The 20,634-nt window shown below is 63.0% G+C and carries 22 protein-coding genes; 9 read left to right on the top strand and 13 right to left on the bottom strand.

Going from position 1 to position 20,634, the window contains the following annotated elements; genetic code table 11:
* Positions 1-28: 28 nt before the first annotated feature.
* A complete protein-coding gene (locus RE4_RS14130) occupies positions 29-1,030 on the bottom strand; it encodes a PHP domain-containing protein (RefSeq protein ID WP_019746152.1) in 1,002 nt (333 codons plus the stop codon).
* A 60-nt stretch (positions 1,031-1,090) separates the two neighbouring features.
* Between RE4_RS14130 and RE4_RS14125 the strand changes: the two genes are divergently transcribed.
* A complete protein-coding gene (locus RE4_RS14125; protein ID WP_031330968.1) occupies positions 1,091-1,501 on the top strand; it encodes a TIGR03668 family PPOX class F420-dependent oxidoreductase in 411 nt (136 codons plus the stop codon).
* A gap of 144 nt (positions 1,502-1,645) precedes the next feature.
* Positions 1,646-2,398, top strand: coding sequence for a cyclase family protein (locus RE4_RS14120; protein ID WP_020909818.1), 753 nt, complete (start codon positions 1,646-1,648; stop codon positions 2,396-2,398).
* Here RE4_RS14120 and RE4_RS14115 read toward each other — a convergent pair.
* The 4 genes from RE4_RS14115 to RE4_RS14100 form a co-directional block, all read right to left on the bottom strand.
* Positions 2,395-3,927 carry a GGDEF domain-containing protein gene (locus RE4_RS14115; RefSeq protein WP_060938792.1) on the bottom strand — a complete coding sequence of 511 codons (1,533 nt, stop codon included), beginning with the start codon at positions 3,925-3,927 and terminating at the stop codon, positions 2,395-2,397. The two genes, RE4_RS14120 and RE4_RS14115, sit on opposite strands and share 4 nt — an antisense overlap.
* Positions 3,928-4,076: 149 nt before the next feature.
* A complete protein-coding gene (locus RE4_RS14110; protein WP_060938775.1) occupies positions 4,077-4,955 on the bottom strand; it encodes a metal ABC transporter permease in 879 nt (292 codons plus the stop codon).
* A gap of 3 nt (positions 4,956-4,958) precedes the next feature.
* Positions 4,959-5,690 carry a metal ABC transporter ATP-binding protein gene (locus RE4_RS14105; protein WP_019746157.1) on the bottom strand — a complete coding sequence of 244 codons (732 nt, stop codon included), beginning with the start codon at positions 5,688-5,690 and terminating at the stop codon, positions 4,959-4,961.
* Positions 5,687-6,613 (bottom strand): metal ABC transporter substrate-binding protein, encoded by a 927-nt coding sequence (locus tag RE4_RS14100; RefSeq protein ID WP_020971445.1) that lies wholly within the window; start codon positions 6,611-6,613, stop codon positions 5,687-5,689. Before RE4_RS14100 ends, RE4_RS14105 begins: the two co-directional genes overlap by 4 nt.
* A gap of 77 nt (positions 6,614-6,690) precedes the next feature.
* Here RE4_RS14100 and RE4_RS14095 point away from each other — a divergent pair, with 77 nt between their 5' ends.
* The 4 genes from RE4_RS14095 (at position 6,691) to RE4_RS14080 (ending at position 10,115) form a co-directional block, all read left to right on the top strand.
* Positions 6,691-7,368, top strand: a complete 678-nt coding sequence (locus RE4_RS14095) for an SDR family oxidoreductase (RefSeq protein WP_021332580.1) — start codon at positions 6,691-6,693, stop codon at positions 7,366-7,368.
* A 139-nt stretch (positions 7,369-7,507) separates the two neighbouring features.
* A complete protein-coding gene (locus tag RE4_RS14090) occupies positions 7,508-8,287 on the top strand; it encodes a TIGR04222 domain-containing membrane protein (RefSeq protein ID WP_060938774.1) in 780 nt (259 codons plus the stop codon).
* The gene (locus tag RE4_RS14085) at positions 8,221-9,207 is read left to right on the top strand and encodes a TIGR04222 domain-containing membrane protein (protein WP_238076888.1); all 987 of its coding nucleotides are present in this window, start codon (positions 8,221-8,223) and stop codon (positions 9,205-9,207) included. The genes RE4_RS14090 and RE4_RS14085 overlap by 67 nt, the downstream gene beginning before the upstream one ends.
* Positions 9,204-10,115 carry a TIGR04222 domain-containing membrane protein gene (locus RE4_RS14080; RefSeq protein ID WP_060938772.1) on the top strand — a complete coding sequence of 304 codons (912 nt, stop codon included), beginning with the start codon at positions 9,204-9,206 and terminating at the stop codon, positions 10,113-10,115. The genes RE4_RS14085 and RE4_RS14080 overlap by 4 nt, the downstream gene beginning before the upstream one ends.
* Here the strand turns inward: RE4_RS14080 and RE4_RS14075 are convergent.
* Genes RE4_RS14075 through pdhA form a run of 5 tightly spaced genes read right to left on the bottom strand, consistent with a single transcriptional unit; the run spans position 10,041 to position 15,938 of the window.
* Complete coding sequence (locus tag RE4_RS14075; RefSeq protein ID WP_060938771.1) at positions 10,041-11,150, bottom strand: Glu/Leu/Phe/Val dehydrogenase family protein; 1,110 nt, start codon at positions 11,148-11,150, stop codon at positions 10,041-10,043. The genes RE4_RS14080 and RE4_RS14075 overlap by 75 nt on opposite strands.
* A gap of 24 nt (positions 11,151-11,174) precedes the next feature.
* Positions 11,175-12,584 (bottom strand): dihydrolipoyl dehydrogenase, encoded by a 1,410-nt coding sequence (gene lpdA / locus RE4_RS14070; RefSeq protein ID WP_174531767.1) that lies wholly within the window; start codon positions 12,582-12,584, stop codon positions 11,175-11,177.
* Positions 12,584-13,807, bottom strand: a complete 1,224-nt coding sequence (locus RE4_RS14065) for a dihydrolipoamide acetyltransferase family protein (RefSeq protein ID WP_060938770.1) — start codon at positions 13,805-13,807, stop codon at positions 12,584-12,586. Before RE4_RS14065 ends, lpdA begins: the two co-directional genes overlap by 1 nt.
* On the bottom strand, positions 13,804-14,808 hold the full coding sequence (locus RE4_RS14060) for an alpha-ketoacid dehydrogenase subunit beta (protein ID WP_060938769.1): 1,005 nt from the start codon (positions 14,806-14,808) through the stop codon (positions 13,804-13,806). The genes RE4_RS14065 and RE4_RS14060 overlap by 4 nt, the downstream gene beginning before the upstream one ends.
* Before the next feature lie 2 nt (positions 14,809-14,810).
* Positions 14,811-15,938, bottom strand: a complete 1,128-nt coding sequence (gene pdhA / locus RE4_RS14055; RefSeq protein ID WP_060938768.1) for a pyruvate dehydrogenase (acetyl-transferring) E1 component subunit alpha — start codon at positions 15,936-15,938, stop codon at positions 14,811-14,813.
* Between the two features lie 154 nt (positions 15,939-16,092).
* On the opposite strand from pdhA, the gene RE4_RS14050 reads away from it, so the two are divergent.
* Genes RE4_RS14050 through RE4_RS14040 form a run of 3 tightly spaced genes read left to right on the top strand, consistent with a single transcriptional unit; the run spans position 16,093 to position 17,757 of the window.
* Positions 16,093-16,563, top strand: a complete 471-nt coding sequence (locus RE4_RS14050) for an Lrp/AsnC family transcriptional regulator (RefSeq protein ID WP_020971454.1) — start codon at positions 16,093-16,095, stop codon at positions 16,561-16,563.
* A gap of 46 nt (positions 16,564-16,609) precedes the next feature.
* The gene (locus RE4_RS14045; RefSeq protein ID WP_060938767.1) at positions 16,610-17,434 is read left to right on the top strand and encodes an MbnB/TglH/ChrH family RiPP precursor modification enzyme; all 825 of its coding nucleotides are present in this window, start codon (positions 16,610-16,612) and stop codon (positions 17,432-17,434) included.
* Positions 17,431-17,757, top strand: a complete 327-nt coding sequence (locus RE4_RS14040; protein WP_020971456.1) for an SCO6045 C-terminal-like domain-containing protein — start codon at positions 17,431-17,433, stop codon at positions 17,755-17,757. The genes RE4_RS14045 and RE4_RS14040 overlap by 4 nt, the downstream gene beginning before the upstream one ends.
* On the opposite strand, the gene RE4_RS14035 is transcribed toward RE4_RS14040, so the two are convergent.
* The 3 genes from RE4_RS14035 to RE4_RS14025 form a co-directional block, all read right to left on the bottom strand.
* Positions 17,746-18,540, bottom strand: a complete 795-nt coding sequence (locus RE4_RS14035; RefSeq protein ID WP_020909834.1) for a family 1 encapsulin nanocompartment shell protein — start codon at positions 18,538-18,540, stop codon at positions 17,746-17,748. The genes RE4_RS14040 and RE4_RS14035 overlap by 12 nt on opposite strands.
* Positions 18,537-19,595 (bottom strand): Dyp-type peroxidase, encoded by a 1,059-nt coding sequence (locus RE4_RS14030; protein WP_060938790.1) that lies wholly within the window; start codon positions 19,593-19,595, stop codon positions 18,537-18,539. The genes RE4_RS14035 and RE4_RS14030 overlap by 4 nt, the downstream gene beginning before the upstream one ends.
* 81 nt (positions 19,596-19,676) lie before the next feature.
* A complete protein-coding gene (locus RE4_RS14025) occupies positions 19,677-20,633 on the bottom strand; it encodes an SMP-30/gluconolactonase/LRE family protein (RefSeq protein ID WP_020971457.1) in 957 nt (318 codons plus the stop codon).
* Position 20,634 lies beyond the last annotated feature (1 nt).

Genomic DNA, 20,634 nt, shown 5'->3' with positions numbered 1-20,634 from the left:
CGCCTCGGTGACCCATTCCGGCATGCTCTCAATTGCCCGCCCACTCCAGAAGATTTTCGGCGGTCCAGGTATTGATCACCCGATCCGCTTCGACGCCGCACTTTTCGGCCCGGTCACAGCCGTAGCCCTGCCAAGCCAGCTGACCGGGGGCATGGGCGTCTGTATCGATGGAGAAGAGACAATCGAGATCGCGGGCCAACTCGATCAAACGCGAAGGCGGGTCACGACGCTCCGGTCGGGAGTTGATCTCGACGGCGGTCCCTGATTCTCGGCAAGCCTCGAACACTTTCTCCGCGTCGAACTGCGACTCGGGCCGGGTTCCGCGAGCGCCCTCGACAAGACGCCCAGTGCAATGCCCGAGAATATCGACACGCGGATTTCGCACTGCAGCAAGCATTCTGCGGGTCATCGCCTCGCGTTCGGACCGCAGCTTCGAGTGCACGCTCGCCACCACGATGTCGAGTTCGTCGAGTAGATCGGGATCCTGATCGAGTGAACCGTCCTCGAGGATGTCCACCTCGATTCCCGTGAGGATGCGGAAGGGAGCCAGTTCGGCATTCAACCCGGCTATCACGTCGAGTTGCGAACGTAGACGCTCCGCGGACAGCCCGTTGGCAACAGTGAGGCGAGGCGAATGATCGGTGAGGGCGCAGTAGTCGTGGCCGAGTGCTGCTGCGCGTCGCATCATCTCTTCGATGGGGCTTCCGCCGTCGGACCAGTCGGAGTGTGTGTGGAGATCGCCGCGCAGCGCTTGGCGCAATGGGCCGTCGCCGATGGGCTCCGCCTGCCCCCGCAGTTCCTCGAGATACTCGGGGACGCCGTCGTACGACTGGGCGATGATCATTGCCGTCTTGGGCCCGATGCCGGTGAGAGCCTTCCAACTGTCGGCCTTCCGGCGAGACTCCTTCTGCTCGTCGGACAATCCAGCAAAGACCTCCGCAGCTCGGCGATAGGCCTTGACGCGGTGCGTTTCAGCGCGTGATCGTTCGAGCCAGTAGGCGATCTCCCGAAGCGCTTCATCCGGTTCCATGAGACCACTGTTCCGTCAGCAGCGGCTCGCGGCAAGCCTTGATCCCCTTACGCTGTGAATATGGACGACCCGAGAGCACGATTTGAAGCCGCGCGGGTGGCTCACCTGGCAACGGCAGATGCGGCCGGCGTTCCGCACATCGTGCCGCTGGTATTCGTTTTGGTCGGCGACACCGTCTATTCCTGCGTCGACCACAAACCGAAGACCACCACCGCTCTTCGCAGGCTCCGGAACATCACCGAGACGGGGCGTGCGAGCCTGCTCGTCGATCATTACGACGACAACTGGTCCGCACTCTGGTGGGTCCGCGTCGACGGACGCGCGGAGGTCCTCGGCCCCGGTACCAAGGAGTCCGAGAGCGCAATCGACGCTTTGGCCGCAAAGTATCCGCAGTACGTAGATCACCGACCGCACGGACAGGTGATAGCCGTCCGCGATGTGGAGTGGTCGTCATGGTCGGCAGCAGCCTAAGGTTCTGTCCTAGTGTTCAAGGAGCGAAAGTGATTGCAACACTCTCAATTCGGGCAAATTGGCGGGGGATCGATGAAACGACGACAGTTACTTCAGCGCGCAGCCACAGGCCTGGCGCTGGTAGCGGGACCTCAGGTGATCGACATGGGTAGCAGTTCCGGAAGCAGCCAAGACGCAACAACCCCGTTGGATGAGCTGTTGCAAGTCGTTTCGCTCTCCCACGTGAACGACCCCGCGACCACGCCGATTTTTCCCGGCGATCCCGCGTTCACTCTCGACACAGCGGCAACCATCGCAGACGACGGCTACTACCTCCAGTACGTCAAGGAGGGTGAACACACGGGCACACATTGGGGCGCACCCGCGCACTTTCAGGAAGGTGGACTCACAGCCGACCAACTCGATCCGGCCGACCTCTTCCTTCCCGCAGTGAAGATCGACATCCGGGACAAGGCTGCCGCCGATTCGGACTATGCGCTCACGGTCGCGGACATTCAGGAGTGGGAGACGCGCAACGGCAAGATCCCCGATGGAGCGGCCGTGGTTCTCTGGACCGGTTGGGAATCGCGCTGGGGTAGCGAAGAATATGCCAATGCCGATGCCGAGGGTGTCACCCACCAACCCGGATTCTCGGTGGACGCGGCGCAGTGGCTGATAGACACCGGACGCTTGGGCACCCGCGGAGCATTGGGAACCGACACCTTCGGTCCCGACCTCGGAAACGACGAGACCTACCCCGTCTCGACACTCCTGTACGACAAGCATCGAATCAGCCTGGAGAACTTGAACAATCTTGCCGCCCTGCCAACCACCGGGGCGAGCATCCTTGTCGGTGGCGCGATCAACAAGGCCGGATCGGGTTCACCGGCAACGATCTTCGCACTCTTACGGCGCTAGTCTTCGCGGCGATCGCAGTAGACGACAACAGCGCCCTTTCCGCTTCTCTTCGCCTCGTACATCGCCGCATCGGCTCGGCGGAGAAGAGCGTGTGCACTCAGCGGCTCGTCGGCTAACTCGAACTGCGCGACACCAACGCTCGCACCCACCGACACCGATGTGTCTGCAGTCTGATCAGAACTGAGCGCGTCGACGATCCGGCGGGCTACGACGACGGCGTCGTCGATCGGGCCCTGCAGAAGTACCGTGAATTCGTCGCCGCCGAATCGAGCGACAAATGCACTCTCGGGAACCGCTTCGCGCAGACGCGCCGTGAGGGCAACCAGCAACCGGTCACCAGCCGGGTGCCCGTAACGATCGTTGACCTGTTTGAAGTCGTCCAGATCGACAAGCATCAGCACCCAATCGGAGTTCGTGAGGCGGTAGTTCTCGATGGCGCTCGCGAAGTGTTCGTCGAACGCGGCCCGGTTGGCGAGCTCGGTGAGTGGGTCGTGATGCGCTCGGTACCGGAGCTCGTCCTGCGCAGCGGAGATCTGTTGGAGGAGCGCGTCGTTCTCGAGGAGCGTGAGTATCTGGCGCACCAGCGCGAGAACCAGCACGCCGACGCCGAGTATCACGACCACGGCATCGAGGTTGCCGACGATCAGTGCCTGAACAGTCACGATCGTCGCGATCACCGCGATCAACAGATACGGCAGCAGCAACTGAGTCCGATCACTTCGCCACTGCTGTGGCGCGTCGCGGTTCCGAGGCTCGGTTCGCTTCGTCAGCGCCGCCAAGGCGATCAACGGCGGCCCCGCGATGAACCCGGCATCGGCGATGGTCGGCATACTCTCGGCGCCGATCGCCACCAAGTACGCGTACAAACTGTCCGAAAGGGAGAGCATCACCAACCCGCACCCGAGGAACGTCAGCGGTTCGCGGATCTCGGCAACGGCCTTCGGCCCGATGACCATCAGCAAGACCATCGCGATCAGAACGAAGTCGGTGATCGGATACATCACCGCGACAAGAAACCCGAGAGATCCCGTCGGACCGGTGTGAACGACGGCGCCCAGGGCGGTCGTCCACGTGAGGATGAACAATCCACCGACAACGACAAGACCGTCGAGCGTCAGCACGAGCCAGAGATGGATCGGGCCGATCGCCTCACGCCGGGGAGACTCACGTACCAGCGACAGAAGCGCCGGTACGGCAAACACCGGGAACATGAAGAAACCGATGTCCGCGATCGACGGCGACGGAAGTGGTACGTGGAGAACTGAGCGGTAAAACGCCCAGAAGAACATTCCGAGGGTCCAGCCGGCCATACCGAGAGCCATCAGAGTTCGCCAACGACGCTCGACTCCGTGATGGCGCCGCGACGTCCACCAACAGACCGCAGTCGCAGTGGCGCCGCCGACGAGCTGTGCGACATCGTCCACCAGAACCGCGGTTCGTGGGCTGAGCAGCCCGGATCCGGCGAGGACGATGACCGCAACAACGACGCCGAGAACCAGCCACGTGCGTCGTGCTCGGAACTGCGTCATCGAAGGGCCCATCGGTGTTCAAGGCGTCACCACCGATTGTCTAGCAGCCGGCATCGTTGCGGCCGGAATGTTTGTGGTGACGAATGCCCGTACGAACCTACCCGATTTGGTAGCGGATTGTTAACTGGACGAACGATCAAGACCGCCCGTCAAGCCACGGCGCTGTATTCCGCTCGGGTCCTACGCCGCTGCGAAGTCCATTTCGCGATGACCCCCTGCGACGGGCTGAACAGGTACACCAGGGCGAATACGATGCCCTGCGTCATCACAACCATGCCCCCGGAAGCTGTGTCGAGGTAGTAGCTGACGTAGATACCCGTAATCGCGCAGATCGCGGAAACCACCGGAGCTATCACCAGCATCCGCGAGAACTTGTCAGTGAGAAGGTAGGCCGTCGCGCCGGGGATGATCAGCATCGCCACCACCAGCACGACTCCGACAGCTTGCAGCGCCACAACGGACGTGAGTGCGAGGACGCCGAGTAGCAGCGCTCCGAGACGCTTAGGCGAAAGACCTATCGCGTTGGCATGGATCGGGTCGAAGGCAAACAACGTCAGATCGCGACGCTTGATCAACAGAATGCTCAACGCCAACGCGCCGAGTATCGCGACCTGCAGAAGATCGGACGAGCTCACCCCCAGCAGGTTGCCGAAAATGATGTGGTTGAGATCGGTCTGGCTGGGGGTCACCGAGATGAGAACCAAACCGAACGCAAAGAGAGTCGTGAAGACGATACCGATCGCGGCGTCTTCCTTGACGCCGCTGGTGTTACGGATCAGTCCGATCAGTGCGACGGCGATCAGCCCGAAGATCAAGGCCCCGATGGCAAATGGAGCGCCGACGACGTAGGCGAGGACAACACCGGGCAGGACAGCGTGCGAGACGGCATCGCCCATCAGTGACCACCCGATGAGCACCAACCAACAACTGAGCACCGCGCAGACAACCGCCGCCACAACCGCAACGGCCAACGCGCGCACCATGAATCCGTACTGGAGAGGATCAAGTAGCAGTTCTACGAGGTTCATCGATCAGGTCCTGTCCATCACGTCGAGACCGAAAGCCAGGGCGAGGTTTTCCGGTTGAAGCACGGTGTCCGGGTCGGCGTGCACCAGAACCTTGCGCATGAGCAGTACCGCCTCGTCGCAGAGTTTCGGCACGGCGTGGAGGTCGTGAGTCGAGACCAAGATCGATCGGCCGTCGGAAGCCAACTCTCGTAGCAGCGTCGAAATCGTTGCCTCGGAACGCTTGTCGACGCCGGCAAAAGGCTCGTCCAGCAAGAGTATCGACGCGTCCTGTGCGATACCGCGTGCGACGAAGGCGCGCTTCTTCTGACCACCCGAGAGCTGACCGATCTGACGATCCGCAAATTCTGTGAGCTCTACCCGCTCGAGGGCCTCTGCCACCGCCTCGCGATCTGCACGCCGCGGACGTCGCAAGAACCCGAGGTGGCCGTACCTACCCATCATCACGACGTCACGGACACTGATCGGGAAGGTCCAGTCGACGTCTTCACTCTGCGGCACGTATCCGACGCGCCCGCTCTTGCGCGCAGCGGCTGCGTCGAGACCGGCGATTCTCACAGAGCCGTTGTCCGGCTTGATCATTCCCATGATCACCTTGAACAAGGTCGACTTTCCTGAACCGTTCATACCGATCAGTCCGCAGACGCTTCCGGAATTCAACGTCAGATCGACATGGTCCAGTGCGTGGACCTCGCCGTAGTGAACGCTGACGTTTTCGACGCGAATGGCTTCGTTCATGATTTACCGCCGGTCAGACCGCCGAGGATGACGTCGGTGTCGTGGCGAATCATGTCCAGGTAGGTGGGCACGGGACCGTCGGCTTCGGACAGCGAGTCGACGTACAGCGTCCCTCCGAATTTCGCACCGGTCGCCCCGACAACCTGCTGCATGGGGGCATCCGAGACCGTCGACTCACAGAAGACGGCGGGAACGGAATTGGCCCGGACGAAGTCGATCGCGGCGATGATCTGCTGCGGCGTCGCCTGCTGCTCGGCATTGACCGGCCAGATGTAGGCCTCGCTGAGTCCCGCGTCCCTGGCCAGATAGGAGAACGCACCCTCGCAACTGACGAGTGCGCGCTGACCTGCGGGCAATACCGCCAGCCCACTGACCAGGCCGTCCTGAACTGCTTGCAGTTCCGCCTTGTACTTCGCGCCGTTCCCCGCAAATGCCGAGGCGTTGTCCGGGTCGAGGTCACTGAAAGCAGTCACCATGTTGTCGACGTAAATCTGCGTATTCAACGGAGACATCCATGCATGCGGATTGGGCTTGCCCGCATACGCGTCACCGGCGATCGGAATGCCTTCGACGCCGTCGCTGACCACGACGTGTGGCACGTCCAGACCGTTGACGAATTTCGCGAACCACGCCTCGAGGTTCATGCCGTTGTCGAGGATCAGATCGGCTTCGCTCGCCCGCCGAATGTCTCCGGGCGTCGGCTCGTAGCCGTGGATTTCCGCCCCCGCCTTGGTGATCGACTCGACGCGAAGGTGATCGCCGGCAACGTTCTGGGCGATGTCCGACAGCACGGTGAACGTGGTGAGCACCACCGGGCGGTCGTCGTCGGAGCCGGAATTCACCGCAGAACAGCTGGAGAGAAGCAGGGCGGCGAGGGCGGCAATTCCCAGGCGGCGGAAGTTCTTCGCGTCGCGAGTCGTCATGGTCGAACTCTAATATGTGGGTAAACAAATACACAAGTTCGTATAGCCGAACAATTCACACTCGATAGGCTCGGACCATGCGTCCCACTGCCTTGATCACCGGTTCCAGTCGCGGCCTCGGAGCTGCCATCGCACGCGAACTGGCGCCGACACACGACCTGCTGCTCGGTGCACGATCCGCGCAGGCCCTCGAGCCGATCTGCGCCGAACTGCCCAGATCGACGCCTCTACCCCTCGACCTCACGGACTACGCCGCCGTCGCGGTCGCTGCCTCCTCCATCACGACGCTAGACGTGCTGGTACACAACGCCGGCGTGGCCGACATCGGAACCATCGAGGAATCCTCGGTCGATCAGTGGCGACGCACCCTCGAGGCGAACGTCATCGCCGTCGCCGAACTCACTCGTGTCCTCCTTCCTGCCCTCAGGGCAGCCGGTGGCCACGTCGTACTGATCAATTCCGGTGCCGGACTGCGCGCCAACGCCGGCTGGGGCTCGTACGCGGCCAGCAAGTTCGCCCTGCGCGCCTTCGGAGACGCCCTACGTCTGGAAGAGCCGGCACTGCGGGTCACCTCCATTCACCCCGGTCGAATCGACACCGACATGCAGCGCAACATCGTCGCCGGCGAGGGCGACGAGTACGACCCGGAACGCTTCCTGAAGGCCTCCACTGTGGCGCGTGCCGTACTCACTGCCGTCGAAACACCGTCCGACGCACACCCCACGGAGATCGTGCTTCGACCTACCGGCCGGTAAATCCCCAGTTCGCCGGTAACGGAATGATGACGATGGCCACCCGGATATCGCTTTTCCCGGTACTGGCCCGATACTGACATCAGTTGTCGGACAAAGAGACTGGACTGGTTCTCAGGAGTTCATCGAGAGGTGGTGTGCGATGCATGATCATACGAATACGTGGGGAATTTCCACCGAGGCTTTCCTCGGGTGGTACGTCGCCGCTGCCACCGGAGCGGTGGTGATCGCACTTGTGATCAGAGGCGTCGCCATGCGCAAGCCCACACCTGCATTGCGCACACTCACACCACCGGAGATGGGTGTACTGACCAGCGACGAGCGTGCGGTACGCGCTGCCGTGGCAGAACTCGAGAGTGCTGCATATTCTGCCGGCCAGGGTCAGCATGACCGCTTCACCCGCATCGTCCGCCAGCGGATCGACGACGCCGGTGGAACTGCCGTGCCCTCCCGGCTCGTGCCGACACTTCCGCTGCCCCTGTTGGAGCTTCGTAGTGACCTGGTGCAGGCCGGCTACCTGAACGGCAATCGTGAACACACTTTGACGCGATTGTCCGTGGTACCTGTCGTTATCGTCGCCGTGGTCGGCACGATCAGGACCGGATTCACTGTCGTGAACGAGAACCCGGTGGGATACCTTCCGCTCGTTGTCGTCTGCCTCGCCCTGATTGTCGTAACCCTTCTCCGCCTGAGCCGACGCACTCGTTTCGGCCAGGTCGAATTGAGTCGCTTGAAGGACGAATACTCCTACCTCACACCGAATTTCCAACCGTCGTTTGCTACCTACGGGGCGACGTCGGCGGGTATTGCCGCGGCACTCTTCGGTCCGGGTCGCGACGGCGGTTGGGCACCCGGATGCGGCGGCGGGTCTTCACCGTCCAGTTGCTCGACCTTCTCGAGCACCGTGAGCTGTGGGGGGTGAGTGCGGTGAACAACTACTACTCAGCCGACACGTGGGGGATCCCCAGCCAGACTTTCCTTCAGTGGTACCTGGTGGCGGCTGCCGTCGCGATCGGACTCTCGCTGTACAGCCGAATGACTGCGCGCCGGTCGCCCGTGGTCGTCGACGCTGTCCGTCGGCCGCTCACTCCTCCCGAGATCGGTGCCTTGACCAGTGACTACCAGGCCGTTCTGGCGTCGATGGCTATTCTGCGCAGCGCCGAACTGATCAGCACCGAAGGAAAGACCAAGCTGGCACTCACTGCGGAGGACAAGAGTCGTCTCGACTGGTTCACCCGTACCGTGCACAAGCGACTCGGCAACGGAAAGGTCCCGCTGCGGCAGGTACGTCTGATGGGACGGCTGAACGTCGCACTCGCACAACTACGTACGACGCTGATCGACGAGGGATACTTGCAACGCCCGCAGAACGGGCTGACTGCTGCCTTTCGGACCGTTCCGATCCTGGCGGTAATTGGTCTCGGCGTAGTCCGTCTCGTCGCCGGCATCGCCGGCGGTAAGCCGGTCGGGTTTCTGCTCCTCACCATCATCGTTCTCGCGCTGATGATTCCACTTCTCCGCATCAAGCGTCGTCGGACAGCTTTGGGCGACAGCGAGCTTCGACGCCTCAAGCACGAAAACTCGTACCTCTCACCGAAACTGCGGCCCGCGTACTCGAGCTACGGTCCCTCGCTCGCCGGGCTCTCGGCGGCGCTCTTCGGTTCGGGCGCTCTGGTTCTGATCGATCCCGCGCTGGCGGGAGCGGTGGCTGCGGGCGCCGCGTACAGCCCGGGCGGCGGGGGTTCGAGCTACTACAGTTGTGGCTCCTCATCCGGATCGTCCGGCTCGGACGGCGGTGGCGGCAGCGGTAGCAGTTGCGGCGGCGGGGGGTGTGGGGGATGAGCACTCATGCAGCCGACACGTGGGGGATCCCCAGCGAGGATTTCCTCTACGGCTACATAGCCGTTTCGGCCACGCTCATGGTTCTCACTCTGGGGTGGCGTCTGATGATCCGGGCACGCCGGGGCAGGTATTCCGCCGGGCACGGGTATTCCGCCGAGCAACTGACACCTCCGGAAGTCGGAATGCTCACCGGCGAGTCACGCGCCATCGCAGCATCGTTGGCAATCCTGCGTAGCGCTGATCTGATCACCACCGACGGCGCTGTCCTGCGCCCGTTGGGCCCTGGCGACGAAACCCTGGACTGGTACACCCTCACCGTGTACCAGCGCCTGGCCCAGCAGGCTCTACCCCATCGTCGGCGGCAACTCGCCGAGCGCATGACGGTGGAAACAGCTCGCCTACGAAACTCTTTGGCGGACCGGGGATACCTGACCTCCGACAGCACCAGGCGTTCAATCTTTCTCTCCACAGTTCCGTTGAAGATCCTGGTGGCCGCGGGTATCGTCCGCGTTGCTTTCGGACTGCACAACGACAAGCCCGTCGAGTTTCTGATTCTCGCCGTACTCGTCACCGGGTTCAGCATCCCGCTGCTCGGGCTCAACTTCGATCGCACCACCTCGGGCAGTGCGGCACGTTCGGAACTGACCACGGCACACGCCTACCTGTCCCCGCGCAACAAGCCTGCCTTCTCTGCCTACGGACCACGCTTGGCGGGGATGTCCGCCGCTCTCTTCGCCGGTTCGGCGATGCTGATGATCAATCCCGCCTTGGCCTCCGCCGCCGGAATCGGTGCCGACGGCAGCGGAAGTAGCGGGGGTTCGGACGGTGGCGGTTCAGACGGGGGAGGCGGCAGCTGCAGCGGGGGTGGCGGATGTGGCGGCGGCGGTGGTGGTGGATGCGGGGGATAGCCGCGTCCGGGCGAGCAGAAGCGCTGCGGCCTCGGTAGTGATGCCACGTTCCTCGCTCAACGAATACACCTCGTCCAGAGTTCGACCGATCCCTCGGGTTCGTTCGACGACGTCGTCTTCGTTCCACCCCAGGACTTCTCGCCCCACCAGGTGAAAGGCTCCGCCTGCGTTCGCGACGAAATCAGGGGCACAGAGAACCCCGCGGCTCCGCAGAACCTCGCCCGCAGCGGCATCGGTCAAGATGTTGTTTGCTGCGCCCGCCACGGCCAGAGTCGGAATCGACGCAGCAGCAGCGGAATCGATGATGCCTCCCATCGCACAGGGAGCAAAGAGGTCACACGACGTTCGAAGTACCTCGTCCGCCGGAACGATCGTGTGCCCCGCAAGAGAAGCCGCCTCGAGGCGCTGCGGGTCCGTATCGGCAACAAGCAGGCGTGCCCCAGCCTGCGCCGCGAGACGCACAACATCTCCGCCGACGGCGCCGAGCCCCTGAACCAGCACCTTTCGGCCGTCGAGTGTTCCGAGTCCACGACGACGCGCCGTGGCCTTCATCGCTTCGAACACGCCCAGAGCCGTGGCGTGCGCGCTGGAACCGGCGCCACCATTGTCGACCGAACGCCCGAAGACGTACTTGGTGGTGCGACTGAGCTGATCCATGTCGGAAGAGTTGGTGTTGACGTCAGGACCGGTCCAGTAGTTTCCCTCGAGCTTGTCGATGTTCTCCGCGTGAATGTCGAGGATACGAGACCAAGTCGCCGAGTCGATCCGATTGCGCGGTGCGGGCAGTGCTATCACCGACTTCCCGCCACCCATCGGCAGGTCGGAGACAGCCATCTTCAAAGTCATTGCGCCGGCCAGCTTCCCGGCGTCCGCCAGCGCGTGACCGATCGAGGGGTAATGCGCCGCCCGCGTGCCACCCGACGCCGGTCCCAGACGGGTGGAGTCGATTCGGATCACAAAGGTCGTGTCGGTCTCCCGATCATGTCGGGTGACGGTCAGTTCACCGTCCCAGCGCAGTTCGTCGTCGATGCTCATTGCAGATCCTCTTCTGGTCATGGTTCAGCGGTGCGCGTGCAGTGGTGTTCCCGCGAGTGCGAGCATGGCCTCGCCCAACGCCTCGTTCTGGCTGGGGTGCGCGTGGATGAAACGCCCCACTTCATCGGGAAGTGCTTCCCAGGCGACGGCCAACTGCGCCTCACCGATCAGTTCACCAACCCGGTCGCCTACCAGGTGGACGCCGACGACGGGACCTCTGGTTCCGCTGCGAATCACTTTGATTCCCCCGGTGGTTCGCAGGATCTGACTCTTGCCGTTACCCGCCAGGTCGTAGACGACGGTGGAGATGTCGCCGTACTGCGTGCGCGCCGCCTCTTCGCCGAGTCCGACTGATGCAACTTCGGGATGTGAGTACGTCACGCGAGGAATCAAGTGTTCGGCGACCGGTAGCGGATCCTTCCCGGCGATCTGTTCAGCCACAAAGATACCTTGTTGGAAACCTCGGTGCGCCAACGCAAGACCGGGCACGATGTCGCCGACCGCGTACACACCGTCCACGGACGTACGGAGGCGTTCGTCGGTAACGACAAAACCCTTGTCGAGGCTGATTCCGTTTTCTTCGAAACCGTTACCGCCCGTGCGGGGTCCGCGGCCGACGGCGACCAACAGTAGTTCGGTATCGGATATCGTTCCGTCGCCTAGTTCGACGCGGACCGAATCGGCTGCTTCTTTCGCGGAAACGATCTTTGTGTCTGTCTTACAGACGATTCCGCGTTTCCGGTAAGCCCGCTCCAGCTGCTTCGACGACCACGGGTCCTCCGCGGCGATCAGTCGCGGGAGTGCCTCGACGATCGTGACTTCGGCGCCGAACGAGCGCCAGAGGCTCGCGAACTCGACGCCGATGACACCGCCACCGAGCACTGTCGCGCTGGTGGGCACCCGGTCGAGTTCGAGCGCCTGGTCACTGGTGAGGATCCGGCGGCCGAGTTCGATGCCGGGCAGTTCCCGCGGATACGATCCGGTGGCCAGTACGAGTGATGTTCCGGTATAGCGGGTTCCGTCGACGTCGATGCTTCGCCCACCGACGTACGTTCCGTATCCGTTGACGATAGTGATCTTGTGTTGCGCCAACAAACCTTGCAGACCGCTGTACAGCCGCTCGACTGTCCCGTTTTTGTAGTCGTGCACCTGCGCGATGTCGATGCCGTCAAAAGATGCTCGGACTCCGAATTGCTCACTGGTGCGTGCCGAGTCGGCGACCTCGGCGGAATGCAGCAGCGCCTTGGTCGGGATGCATCCGCGGTGCAGGCACGTTCCGCCGACCTTGTCCGCCTCGATCAGCGTGACCGACAATCCGAGTTGGGCGGCGCGGATGGCGCAGGCATAGCCGCCCGATCCTCCACCGAGGATCACGACATCAATGTGCTGTTCTGCAGTTGTCATCGGAGCCTTGGTCATCGGAGGCTTGGTCATCAGAGCCTTCCCAGGACGCGGATCGGGTTCTCGATGTAGTCACCGAACAGCCTCAGGAATCCACCGGCTTCGCCTCCGTCACAGACGCGGTGGTCGAAGCTCAACGAGATCTGAGTGACCTTACGGACGGTCAACTCGCCGTTCACCACCCACGGCTTGTCGATGATGCGCCCGATCCCCAGAATTGCCGCCTCGGGGTGATTGATGATCGGAGTCGATCCGTCAACCCCGAATACCCCGTAGTTGTTGAGCGTGAACGTGCCGCCGGTCAGGCGGGCGGGTTCGAGTTTGCCGTCGCGCGCAAGGTCGGTGGTCACCCGAAGTGCTTGTGCGAGTTCGACGGTGCTCAGGGCGTCCGCATTTCGAATGACCGGTACCATCAATCCCTTCGGTGTCTGTGCGGCAATTCCCAGGTGGATGCGGGCGTGTCGAACGATCTCGCCTCGAGCAGTATCGACCGACGAGTTCAGTTCGGGGTACTGCGCCAACGCCGCGATGGTCAGCCGAGCCAGGAGCGCCATCAGGCTGATCTTGTCGGAATCGGGCAGTGACTTGTTGATCTCGGCTCGCGCCGCCAACAGTTCGGTGGCGTCGACGTCGACCCAGGTTGTCGCGTCAGGGATCTCACGGCGGCTGGTGGACAGCTTGTCGGCCACCACCTTGCGAAGCCCCTTGATCGGGATGCGTTGGTCGCTCACGTGCGACGTTTCCGTCTCCGGGCCGGTGTTCGACCCGGCCTCGACGTCAGCGCGCGTTATCACCCCGCCGGCACCGGATCCGGAGAGCAAGGAGAGGTCGATATCGTTGTCAAAGGCCAGTTTACGAACGATTGGTGAGATCACGCGTACCGCCGAAGGAGTCCGACGTCGGCGTCTCGGTGCATCCTCGCTGGTGCCGTAGCCGATCAGGACATTGCCCGAACCCGCGCGTTCCTCTTCACGGTAACGCTCGTGGTTGGCCGAAACGACCGCGTCGACACTCTCGCCACCACTCACAGTGATCAACGGCGTGCCCACCTTCAAGGTGTCGCCGTCCTTGCCATGTAATTCGACGACGGTCCCGGCGAACGGGATAGGCACGTCCACAGCAGCTTTCGCGGTCTCGACCTCGACGACGATCTGATCGATGGTGACCACGTCGCCGACCTTGACGTGCCACTCCGCGATATCGGCCTCGGCCAGACCTTCACCCAGGTCGGGGAGCATGAATACCTGATTGCTCATGCCGTCACCGCCCAACGGGTGTCCGGGGCGTCGTTCCACTGCAGACGGTCGACGGCGTCCAGGACCCGGTCGACGCTGGGCAGGTGGTGACGCTCGAGCTTCGGCGCGGGGTAGGGGATGTCGAATCCGCTGACCCTGAGCACCGGAGCGTGGAGATGGTGGAAGCATCGCTCCTGCACGCGAGCAGCAATTTCCGCACCAACACCGGCAAAGCCCTGCGCTTCCTGGATGACGATGCAGCGTCCGGTCTTTCGCACCGACGCGGTGACCGTCTCGTCGTCGAACGGCACTATCGACCGGATGTCGATCACCTCGATGTCGCGGCCCTCGGCCGCAGCAGCCTCGGCGGACTTCAGTGCAACCTCCACGGACGGACCGTAGGCAATGAGCGTCGCGTCACGACCGGGGCGCCGGACGACGGCGCGCCCGATCGGCTCCCGTGCGGTCAGTTCGACATCGGCTCGCGAGAAGTACAGCTTCTTGGGTTCGAGGAAGATCACCGGGTCGGGGTCCTCGATCGCCGAACGTAGCAGTGAGTACGCATCTTCCACCGTGGATGGCGCCACGACCTTCAGGCCGGGCGTGTGTGCGTAGTAGCCCTCGCTGGAATCACAGTGATGCTCCACCCCGCCGATACCGCCGGCAAAAGGAACACGGATGACTATCGGAATCGACAGTGCACCCTTGGTACGGTTGCGGAACTTTGCGACGTGGGAGGCGATCTGCTCGAATGCCGGATAGGCAAACGCGTCGAACTGCATTTCCACGACCGGACGAAAACCGGCCATGGCCATGCCGATTGCGAATCCGATGATGCCGGACTCGGCGAGGGGAGTGTCGAAGCATCGGTCGTCGCCGAAGTCGCGGGTGAGGCCGTCGGTGACGCGGAAAACGCCGCCCAGGGTGCCGACGTCCTCACCGAAGACGACAACGTTGTCGTCCGCAGCCAGAGAGTCCCGTAGCGCGGTGTTGAGGGCCTGAGCCATCGTGAGCATGGGCATGGTCAGTGTCCCCCTGTGTCAGCGGCTTCGGCGGCAAGTTCGGTTTCGAGTTGGGCTTGTTGCTCACGCAATTGCGGTGTCTGCTCGGCGAAGACGTACCGGAACAGATCGAGCGGATCGTGCGGGCGGTCGACGTTCATGCCGGCGCGAAGTGTGGCGGCCTCGGTTTCTGCCTCTGCGGTCAGTGATTCCACGAACGCGTCGTCGATCAGATCGTGTGCGCGCAGATACTTTTCGAGACGCGGCAACGGGTCTCGCCCTAGCCAGCTTTCCACCTCGGCGCTGTCGCGGTAGCGGGTGGCGTCGTCGGCGTTGGTGTGTGCGTCGATGCGATAGGTGTGTGCCTCGACGATCACCGGCCCGTTTCCGCTGCGGACGAAGCGCGCCGCCTCGTCCATGACGGCCATCATCGCAACAGGATCGTTGCCGTCGACCTGCTCGCTGCCGATCCCGTAGCCGACACCCTTGTGCGCTAACGTCGGTGCTGCGCTTTGACGTGACAACGGCACGCTGATCGCAAATCCGTTGTTCTGCACCAGAAAGACGACCGGCGCCTTGAAGACGGCGGCGAAGTTCAGCGCTTCGTGGAAATCACCCTCACTGGTGGCCCCGTCGCCGCAGAGCGCCAGCGCGACGGTGTTCAGGCCCCGTCGGGACTCCCCGTAGGCCACCCCCGCTGCATGCAGCAATTGCGTTGCCAGCGGGGTGCACTGCGGCGCACTGCGCAGCGCTACCGGGTCGTACCCGCAGTGCCAGTCGCCGGCAAGCATGCTCAGAATCTGCACCGGATCGACACCCCGAGCAGCCAACGCCATCGAATCCCGATAGGTGGGGAAGAGCCAGTCACTCGGCTCCAGACTCATCGCTGCCGCGATCTGGCATGCCTCCTGCCCTCGCGAGGACGGATACACGGCCAGGCGCCCCTGTTTGGTCAGCGCCGTCGCCTGCTGGTCGAAGCGTCTGCCCAGGAACATCTTTCGATACATCTCGATCAGGTGATCGTCGCTCGGTTTTGCGTAGCGGGCCTCGCTGCGCGTCAGTTCTCCAGCAGGGTCGAGGTACTGCACTGCGGAATCGGCCGGCAGGAACTTTTGGTACCGCAGTTCCCCCAAGGGCTCGACAAGAGTCACTTCTACCTCCAGAAGACGTTGTGTCCATCAGTATTCGCACTTCGGCGACGTAATGGCAGAAGGCGTCGAAGATTCAAGACAAACGGCCTATCATGAGAATTCGGGCAGCAATATGTCCATCAACCGACTCGACTACCGAAGCAGGAATGGACAGATGGCCACCGAACCGCACGCTCTCGATGCGATCGACCGCCGCATCATCGCCGAACTGGTCGCAGACAGTCGCATCTCCATGCGTGCACTGGCCGAGAAGGCGCACATATCTCGCGCTCACGCCTACGTCCGCATCGAAAGGCTCGAGGACGCCGGAATCATCACCGGATTCACGACGCGGATCGCCCATGAGAAGGCCGGACTCGGCTCCTCGGCGTACGTGGCGCTCTCGATCAGGCAGCACTCGTGGCGAGGTCTGGCTGCGTCGTTGAAGGCACTGCCGTTTGTCGAGCACTTCTCCCTCCTCGGCGGCGACTTCGACGTTCTGGTGCTGGTTCGAGCCCCGGACAACCAGGAACTACGCCACACCGTTCTCGAAGAACTCCAGGGACTCGACGGGGTTCTCTCGACCAAAACGTGGCTGATCTTCGAAGAAGGCAACGGTCCGGGACCCAACTGGTTGCCCGGCTGATCCGTCTATAGTCGCCGTTAGCAGTTGCACATGGGAGGTGACTCGAATGACTCTGTACGGCCTGGGAATCGGTTGGCGTCCCGAGGTATCCGGAATCATCGCGCAGCTAGACGGCCTGGCATTCTGCGAAGTCATTGCCGAATCCATCGGAACCGAGATACCGCCGCACCTCGGTTCGCTGGGAGTTCCGGTGATCCCGCACGGAATCTCGCTCTCCCTTGGCGGGGCCGAGGCGGTAGATCAGGCTCGGGTCGATCACCTTGCGCATACAGCCCAGCTACTGGACGCCCCCTTGGCGAGCGAGCACATCGCATTCGTGCGGGCGGGCGGCATCGAGGCCGGGCACCTGCTCCCACTACCACGCACCTACGAAGCCGTCGACGCCTTGGTACGCAACATCACCCGGACTCAGGACGGTCTACCGGTGCCGTTTGCCGTCGAAAACGTTGCCGCCCTTTTCGACTGGCCCGACGACGAGTTGACCGAAGGGGAGTTTCTCTCGGAGATCGTCGAACGCACCGGGGCTCTGCTGGTTCTCGACATCGCGAACGTCTATGCCAATGCCCTCAACCGAGGGCGTGATCCCTGGGCCGAGCTGATCCGGCTACCACTCGAGCGAATCGCATACTGCCACATCGCCGGTGGCAGCATCAGCGACGGCAAATACCACGACACGCATACCGATCCTGTGCCCGAAGCCGTGCTGGAACTCCTTGCGCAGTTCACCGCCGCCGGTCACCATCCCGCGATAATGCTCGAGCGTGACGGAAACTATCCGCCGGCACTGGAATTGCTCGACGAACTCGATGCCATCGCCGACGCATCGGGGCTCGATCGCATCACCGCGGGCACCGATTGGTCACGCACATGAGCGCGCTCGGTGAGCGTCAAGAGGCACTGATTCGCGCACTGGTGGCAGGCGGCGAACTACCCGAAGGCTTCGACAAAGACGATGCTGCCGTTGTCTCGACGGCACTGCTCCGAAAGCGCGCCGGAGAAGTGGCGCACCACCTTCCGGTCGTGCGCCACACTCTCGGCGATCGCTATCTTCGGTTGTTCACAGCGTGGGCGGACGGACGGCCGAAGACGTCTTCGCACGCGGACGCCCAGGCTTTTGTCGCCCACCTCCAGGACATCGGCGAACTGCCTCGCTCGCCCTGGCATCAGAGGTTTCGAAGGCTCTTACGCAAGTGAGACAACGGCTTCGCTGGTGTACATGAGGAACGTCATCGATTCCTGGAAGTACAGCTCGACGGAGTTCGCATCGTGCGAGAGGTAACCGATGGACAGGTCCTGGCCCAGATGCAGTTCGTAGTCACCACCACGCGTCGACAGCAGGAAAGCGCCGTCGATGGCCGGGGCCCAGATGATCTCGCCGTCGAGAACGCGTCGCAGGTGCTCGCGGATGGGGTAGCCGTGATCGGAGGTCTCGTTGATCGCGGTGAACGCGTCGGCGTTCAGGAGCAATGAGTACGGTCCGTTGACACCGGCCAGGCGCAGCGACGTGATCGCCTGGCTGATGGCTTCCGGGTAGTCCTTGGCGTCGATGGGGAGCTTCAATTCCGGGTTGGAACCGCTCGCCCGCACGCCGGTGATGCTGGCTGCGGGGTATCCCTCGAAGATGGCGCGGTCCTCGGCGAACGCGATCTGCTTGGCGGCATCTTTGACCGGCTGCCAGTCGGAGTCCTTGGCGCCGCGTTCGACGTCGTCGATGGCCTGACGGCTGACGGTGAACGGGACCCGCAGTTCGATGACCGGCTGCGACTGACGAGCGTGTGCGATGACGCCGTCGGCCAAGGGATTGATCGGCACCTGATGTCCGAGCGGGATGGCCGCGAGATCGTCACCCGACGGGCCCTCCACGTCCACCACACGACGACCGGCGACGTGGCGCTTGAAGGTACGGCTCGCCTCTTCTTCGATCTCGGCCCAGGCTGCTGCCGAAATGGGTGCTAGGTCGCGGTGCAGGTTTGTCATTGCTGGGCACTCCTTTTGAGGCTGCCGATTCCGAGAGAACCGTCAGAGATGGGCGCTGTGAACGTCGCTTCGGGAACGAGCCTGGTCGGCGCGTCCGGGGGGTCGTCGAGAAAGTCCGCCGTCGGAACGAAGAAATTGATTCCCGTGACGGCGGTGGAGAAATCGAGAATGCGGTCGTAATTGCCGACGGGATTCCCGATGAACATGTTGGTCAGCATCTGCTCGGTGACCGTCGGCGACGCCGAGTAACCGATGAAATAGGTACCCATCTCAGCGGAGCCGACGTGGCCGAACGGCATGTTGTCGCGCAGAATCTGGATCTGCTCACCGGATTCGTCTTCGATGACGGTGAGTGCGGTGTGCGAGTTGGCCGGTTTGGTGTCGTCGTCCATCTCGAGATCTTCGAGCTTGGAGCGTCCGATGACGTTCTCCTGCTCCTCGACGGGCAGTGAGTTCCACTCCGACATGTCGTGGAGGTACTTCTGGACGATGACGTAACTGCTGCCTGCGAAGTCCGGATCCTCGTCACCGACGGTGACCGCGACGTAGGCGGCCTGCCCGGACGGGTTCTCGGTGCCGTCGACAAAACCCATGAGGTCGCGTTGCTCGAAATACTTGAACCCGTGGACCTCGTCGATCACCGACGCGGCGCCGGCCAACCTGTTGGTCACAACCGTGGCGAACTCGAAGCACAGGTCCATCTGACGGGCCCGGATGTGGAACAACAGATCGCCCGGTGTGCGGGGAGCGTGGTGTTTGTCACCGGTCAACTCGACAAAAGGATGCAATTCTGCCGGCCGTGGACCCTCGAACAGACGGTCCCACGCATCCGAACCGATGCCGACGACGGCGGCCAAGCCACCGGCGGGAACCCGGAAACCGATCGAGCGTTGCAGTCCGGAAATATCGGCCAGAACGTCGTGAACTGCCTGCTCACCACCCTCTTCGATGGTGAAAACCAGGAAGATCGCAGCTTCGGTGAGCGGGGTCAGCAACGGCTGCGGTATCGCGGGAAGGGCCACTTCGGCCTCGTCGATCTCACTCGTTTCCGCCATGCAGACCAGTATGGACGATTCCGGCAGTCCCGGCATCAGTAGTGGGTAAGACGAGTGAAGGTGTCGCGTTACGGTGTCGCGTTACGGTGTCGCGGCCTGGGCACCCGCATCGAAGCCCGCCGGAATCTCGAAGATCTTTCCGTCGAACCCAGCGCGGTAGAGATGCCCGCTCGCGAAACCGGAATTGCCACGCCCGTAGGTCAACACACTCGACGCCTGCAGTCCGCTGGTGAGCGAGCAGTACTGGCCGGGTCCGTCGATCCGCCACACCTCACCACTGATGTCCGTGGGAACGATTGCGCGATCTCGCGAGTCCAGGGTCAAACCATCTGGAGCAGAGAAGGTTTCGAGACCGCCGAGATCGACCAACGATTCCGAATACCCTGGATTGTCGACGGAGATGCGGCTGACACCCGGGTTTGCGAACGTGCGCGAGACGTAGAGCCAGCGATTATCGGCGCTCAGGGCTGCGCCGTTTGCACTCGGGAAAGTCGCCCACGCCGGGTCGACGGCACCGCCTGGACTGACCTTACCGATCAACGAACCGAAATCGTTGGTGGCATAGATCGTTCCGTCGTGCGCGACGGCGAGGCCGTTTGCAGCGCTCAGACCACCGGCGATCGGCGTCACGGCACCCGAGTTCACGTCCACCCGCGCGACCGACGCAGCACGCGTCAGATCGCCGATCAGCACGCCGGCGTTTGCTCCGGTTCCCACCAGCAGTGAACCGTCCGGGCTCCACGCGAGTGCGCCCGCACCGCCGGGAACCGTCGCGATCGGAACTGCGGCCTGACCAGGCGCGTCGACGCGGAAGATTCGACCACTCACCAGGTCTGTCGTGTACAGGCGACCCTGCCCGTCCACGGTGACACCCTCGAGGGCCGCGCCCGGAATCTGGGCGCTGAGGATTGCGGGGGACGATCCAGGGCAGGGCGGCGCGGCCGCGGCACCGGACACACCCAGAGCCAGAAGCGAACCGGCAACAAGAGCACCGGTGATACCTACCCGAATACCGCGATCGAAGATCCTGGTGCGCATC

The sequence above is a fragment of the Rhodococcus erythropolis NBRC 15567 genome, assembly GCF_001552595.1.
In the GTDB taxonomy this organism is placed as follows: domain Bacteria; phylum Actinomycetota; class Actinomycetes; order Mycobacteriales; family Mycobacteriaceae; genus Rhodococcus_F; species Rhodococcus_F erythropolis.
Note: the sequence above shows the minus strand (reverse complement) of the source record. Positions and strands in the feature narration are given on the sequence as shown.

Excerpts from the sequence above, each read along its gene's own strand:
- RE4_RS14080 (WP_060938772.1), top strand. The coding sequence starts at position 9,204 with ATGAGCACTCATGCAGCCGACACGTGGGGGATCCCCAGCGAGGATTTC.
- RE4_RS14090 (WP_060938774.1), top strand. The coding sequence starts at position 7,508 with ATGCATGATCATACGAATACGTGGGGAATTTCCACCGAGGCTTTCCTC.
- RE4_RS14095 (WP_021332580.1), top strand. The coding sequence starts at position 6,691 with ATGCGTCCCACTGCCTTGATCACCGGTTCCAGTCGCGGCCTCGGAGCT.
- lpdA (WP_174531767.1), bottom strand. The coding sequence starts at position 12,584 with ATGACCAAGCCTCCGATGACCAAGGCTCCGATGACAACTGCAGAACAG.
- RE4_RS14085 (WP_238076888.1), top strand. The coding sequence starts at position 8,221 with ATGCGGCGGCGGGTCTTCACCGTCCAGTTGCTCGACCTTCTCGAGCAC.
- RE4_RS14050 (WP_020971454.1), top strand. The coding sequence starts at position 16,093 with ATGGCCACCGAACCGCACGCTCTCGATGCGATCGACCGCCGCATCATC.
- RE4_RS14100 (WP_020971445.1), bottom strand. The coding sequence starts at position 6,613 with ATGACGACTCGCGACGCGAAGAACTTCCGCCGCCTGGGAATTGCCGCC.
- RE4_RS14075 (WP_060938771.1), bottom strand. The coding sequence starts at position 11,150 with ATGAGCATCGACGACGAACTGCGCTGGGACGGTGAACTGACCGTCACC.
- RE4_RS14035 (WP_020909834.1), bottom strand. The coding sequence starts at position 18,540 with ATGACAAACCTGCACCGCGACCTAGCACCCATTTCGGCAGCAGCCTGG.
- RE4_RS14115 (WP_060938792.1), bottom strand. The coding sequence starts at position 3,927 with ATGACGCAGTTCCGAGCACGACGCACGTGGCTGGTTCTCGGCGTCGTT.
- RE4_RS14030 (WP_060938790.1), bottom strand. The coding sequence starts at position 19,595 with ATGGCGGAAACGAGTGAGATCGACGAGGCCGAAGTGGCCCTTCCCGCG.
- RE4_RS14040 (WP_020971456.1), top strand. The coding sequence starts at position 17,431 with ATGAGCGCGCTCGGTGAGCGTCAAGAGGCACTGATTCGCGCACTGGTG.
- RE4_RS14105 (WP_019746157.1), bottom strand. The coding sequence starts at position 5,690 with ATGAACGAAGCCATTCGCGTCGAAAACGTCAGCGTTCACTACGGCGAG.
- RE4_RS14130 (WP_019746152.1), bottom strand. The coding sequence starts at position 1,030 with ATGGAACCGGATGAAGCGCTTCGGGAGATCGCCTACTGGCTCGAACGA.
- RE4_RS14110 (WP_060938775.1), bottom strand. The coding sequence starts at position 4,955 with ATGAACCTCGTAGAACTGCTACTTGATCCTCTCCAGTACGGATTCATG.
- RE4_RS14120 (WP_020909818.1), top strand. The coding sequence starts at position 1,646 with ATGGGTAGCAGTTCCGGAAGCAGCCAAGACGCAACAACCCCGTTGGAT.
- RE4_RS14065 (WP_060938770.1), bottom strand. The coding sequence starts at position 13,807 with ATGAGCAATCAGGTATTCATGCTCCCCGACCTGGGTGAAGGTCTGGCC.
- RE4_RS14045 (WP_060938767.1), top strand. The coding sequence starts at position 16,610 with ATGACTCTGTACGGCCTGGGAATCGGTTGGCGTCCCGAGGTATCCGGA.
- RE4_RS14125 (WP_031330968.1), top strand. The coding sequence starts at position 1,091 with ATGGACGACCCGAGAGCACGATTTGAAGCCGCGCGGGTGGCTCACCTG.
- RE4_RS14025 (WP_020971457.1), bottom strand. The coding sequence starts at position 20,633 with ATGCGCACCAGGATCTTCGATCGCGGTATTCGGGTAGGTATCACCGGT.
- RE4_RS14060 (WP_060938769.1), bottom strand. The coding sequence starts at position 14,808 with ATGCCCATGCTCACGATGGCTCAGGCCCTCAACACCGCGCTACGGGAC.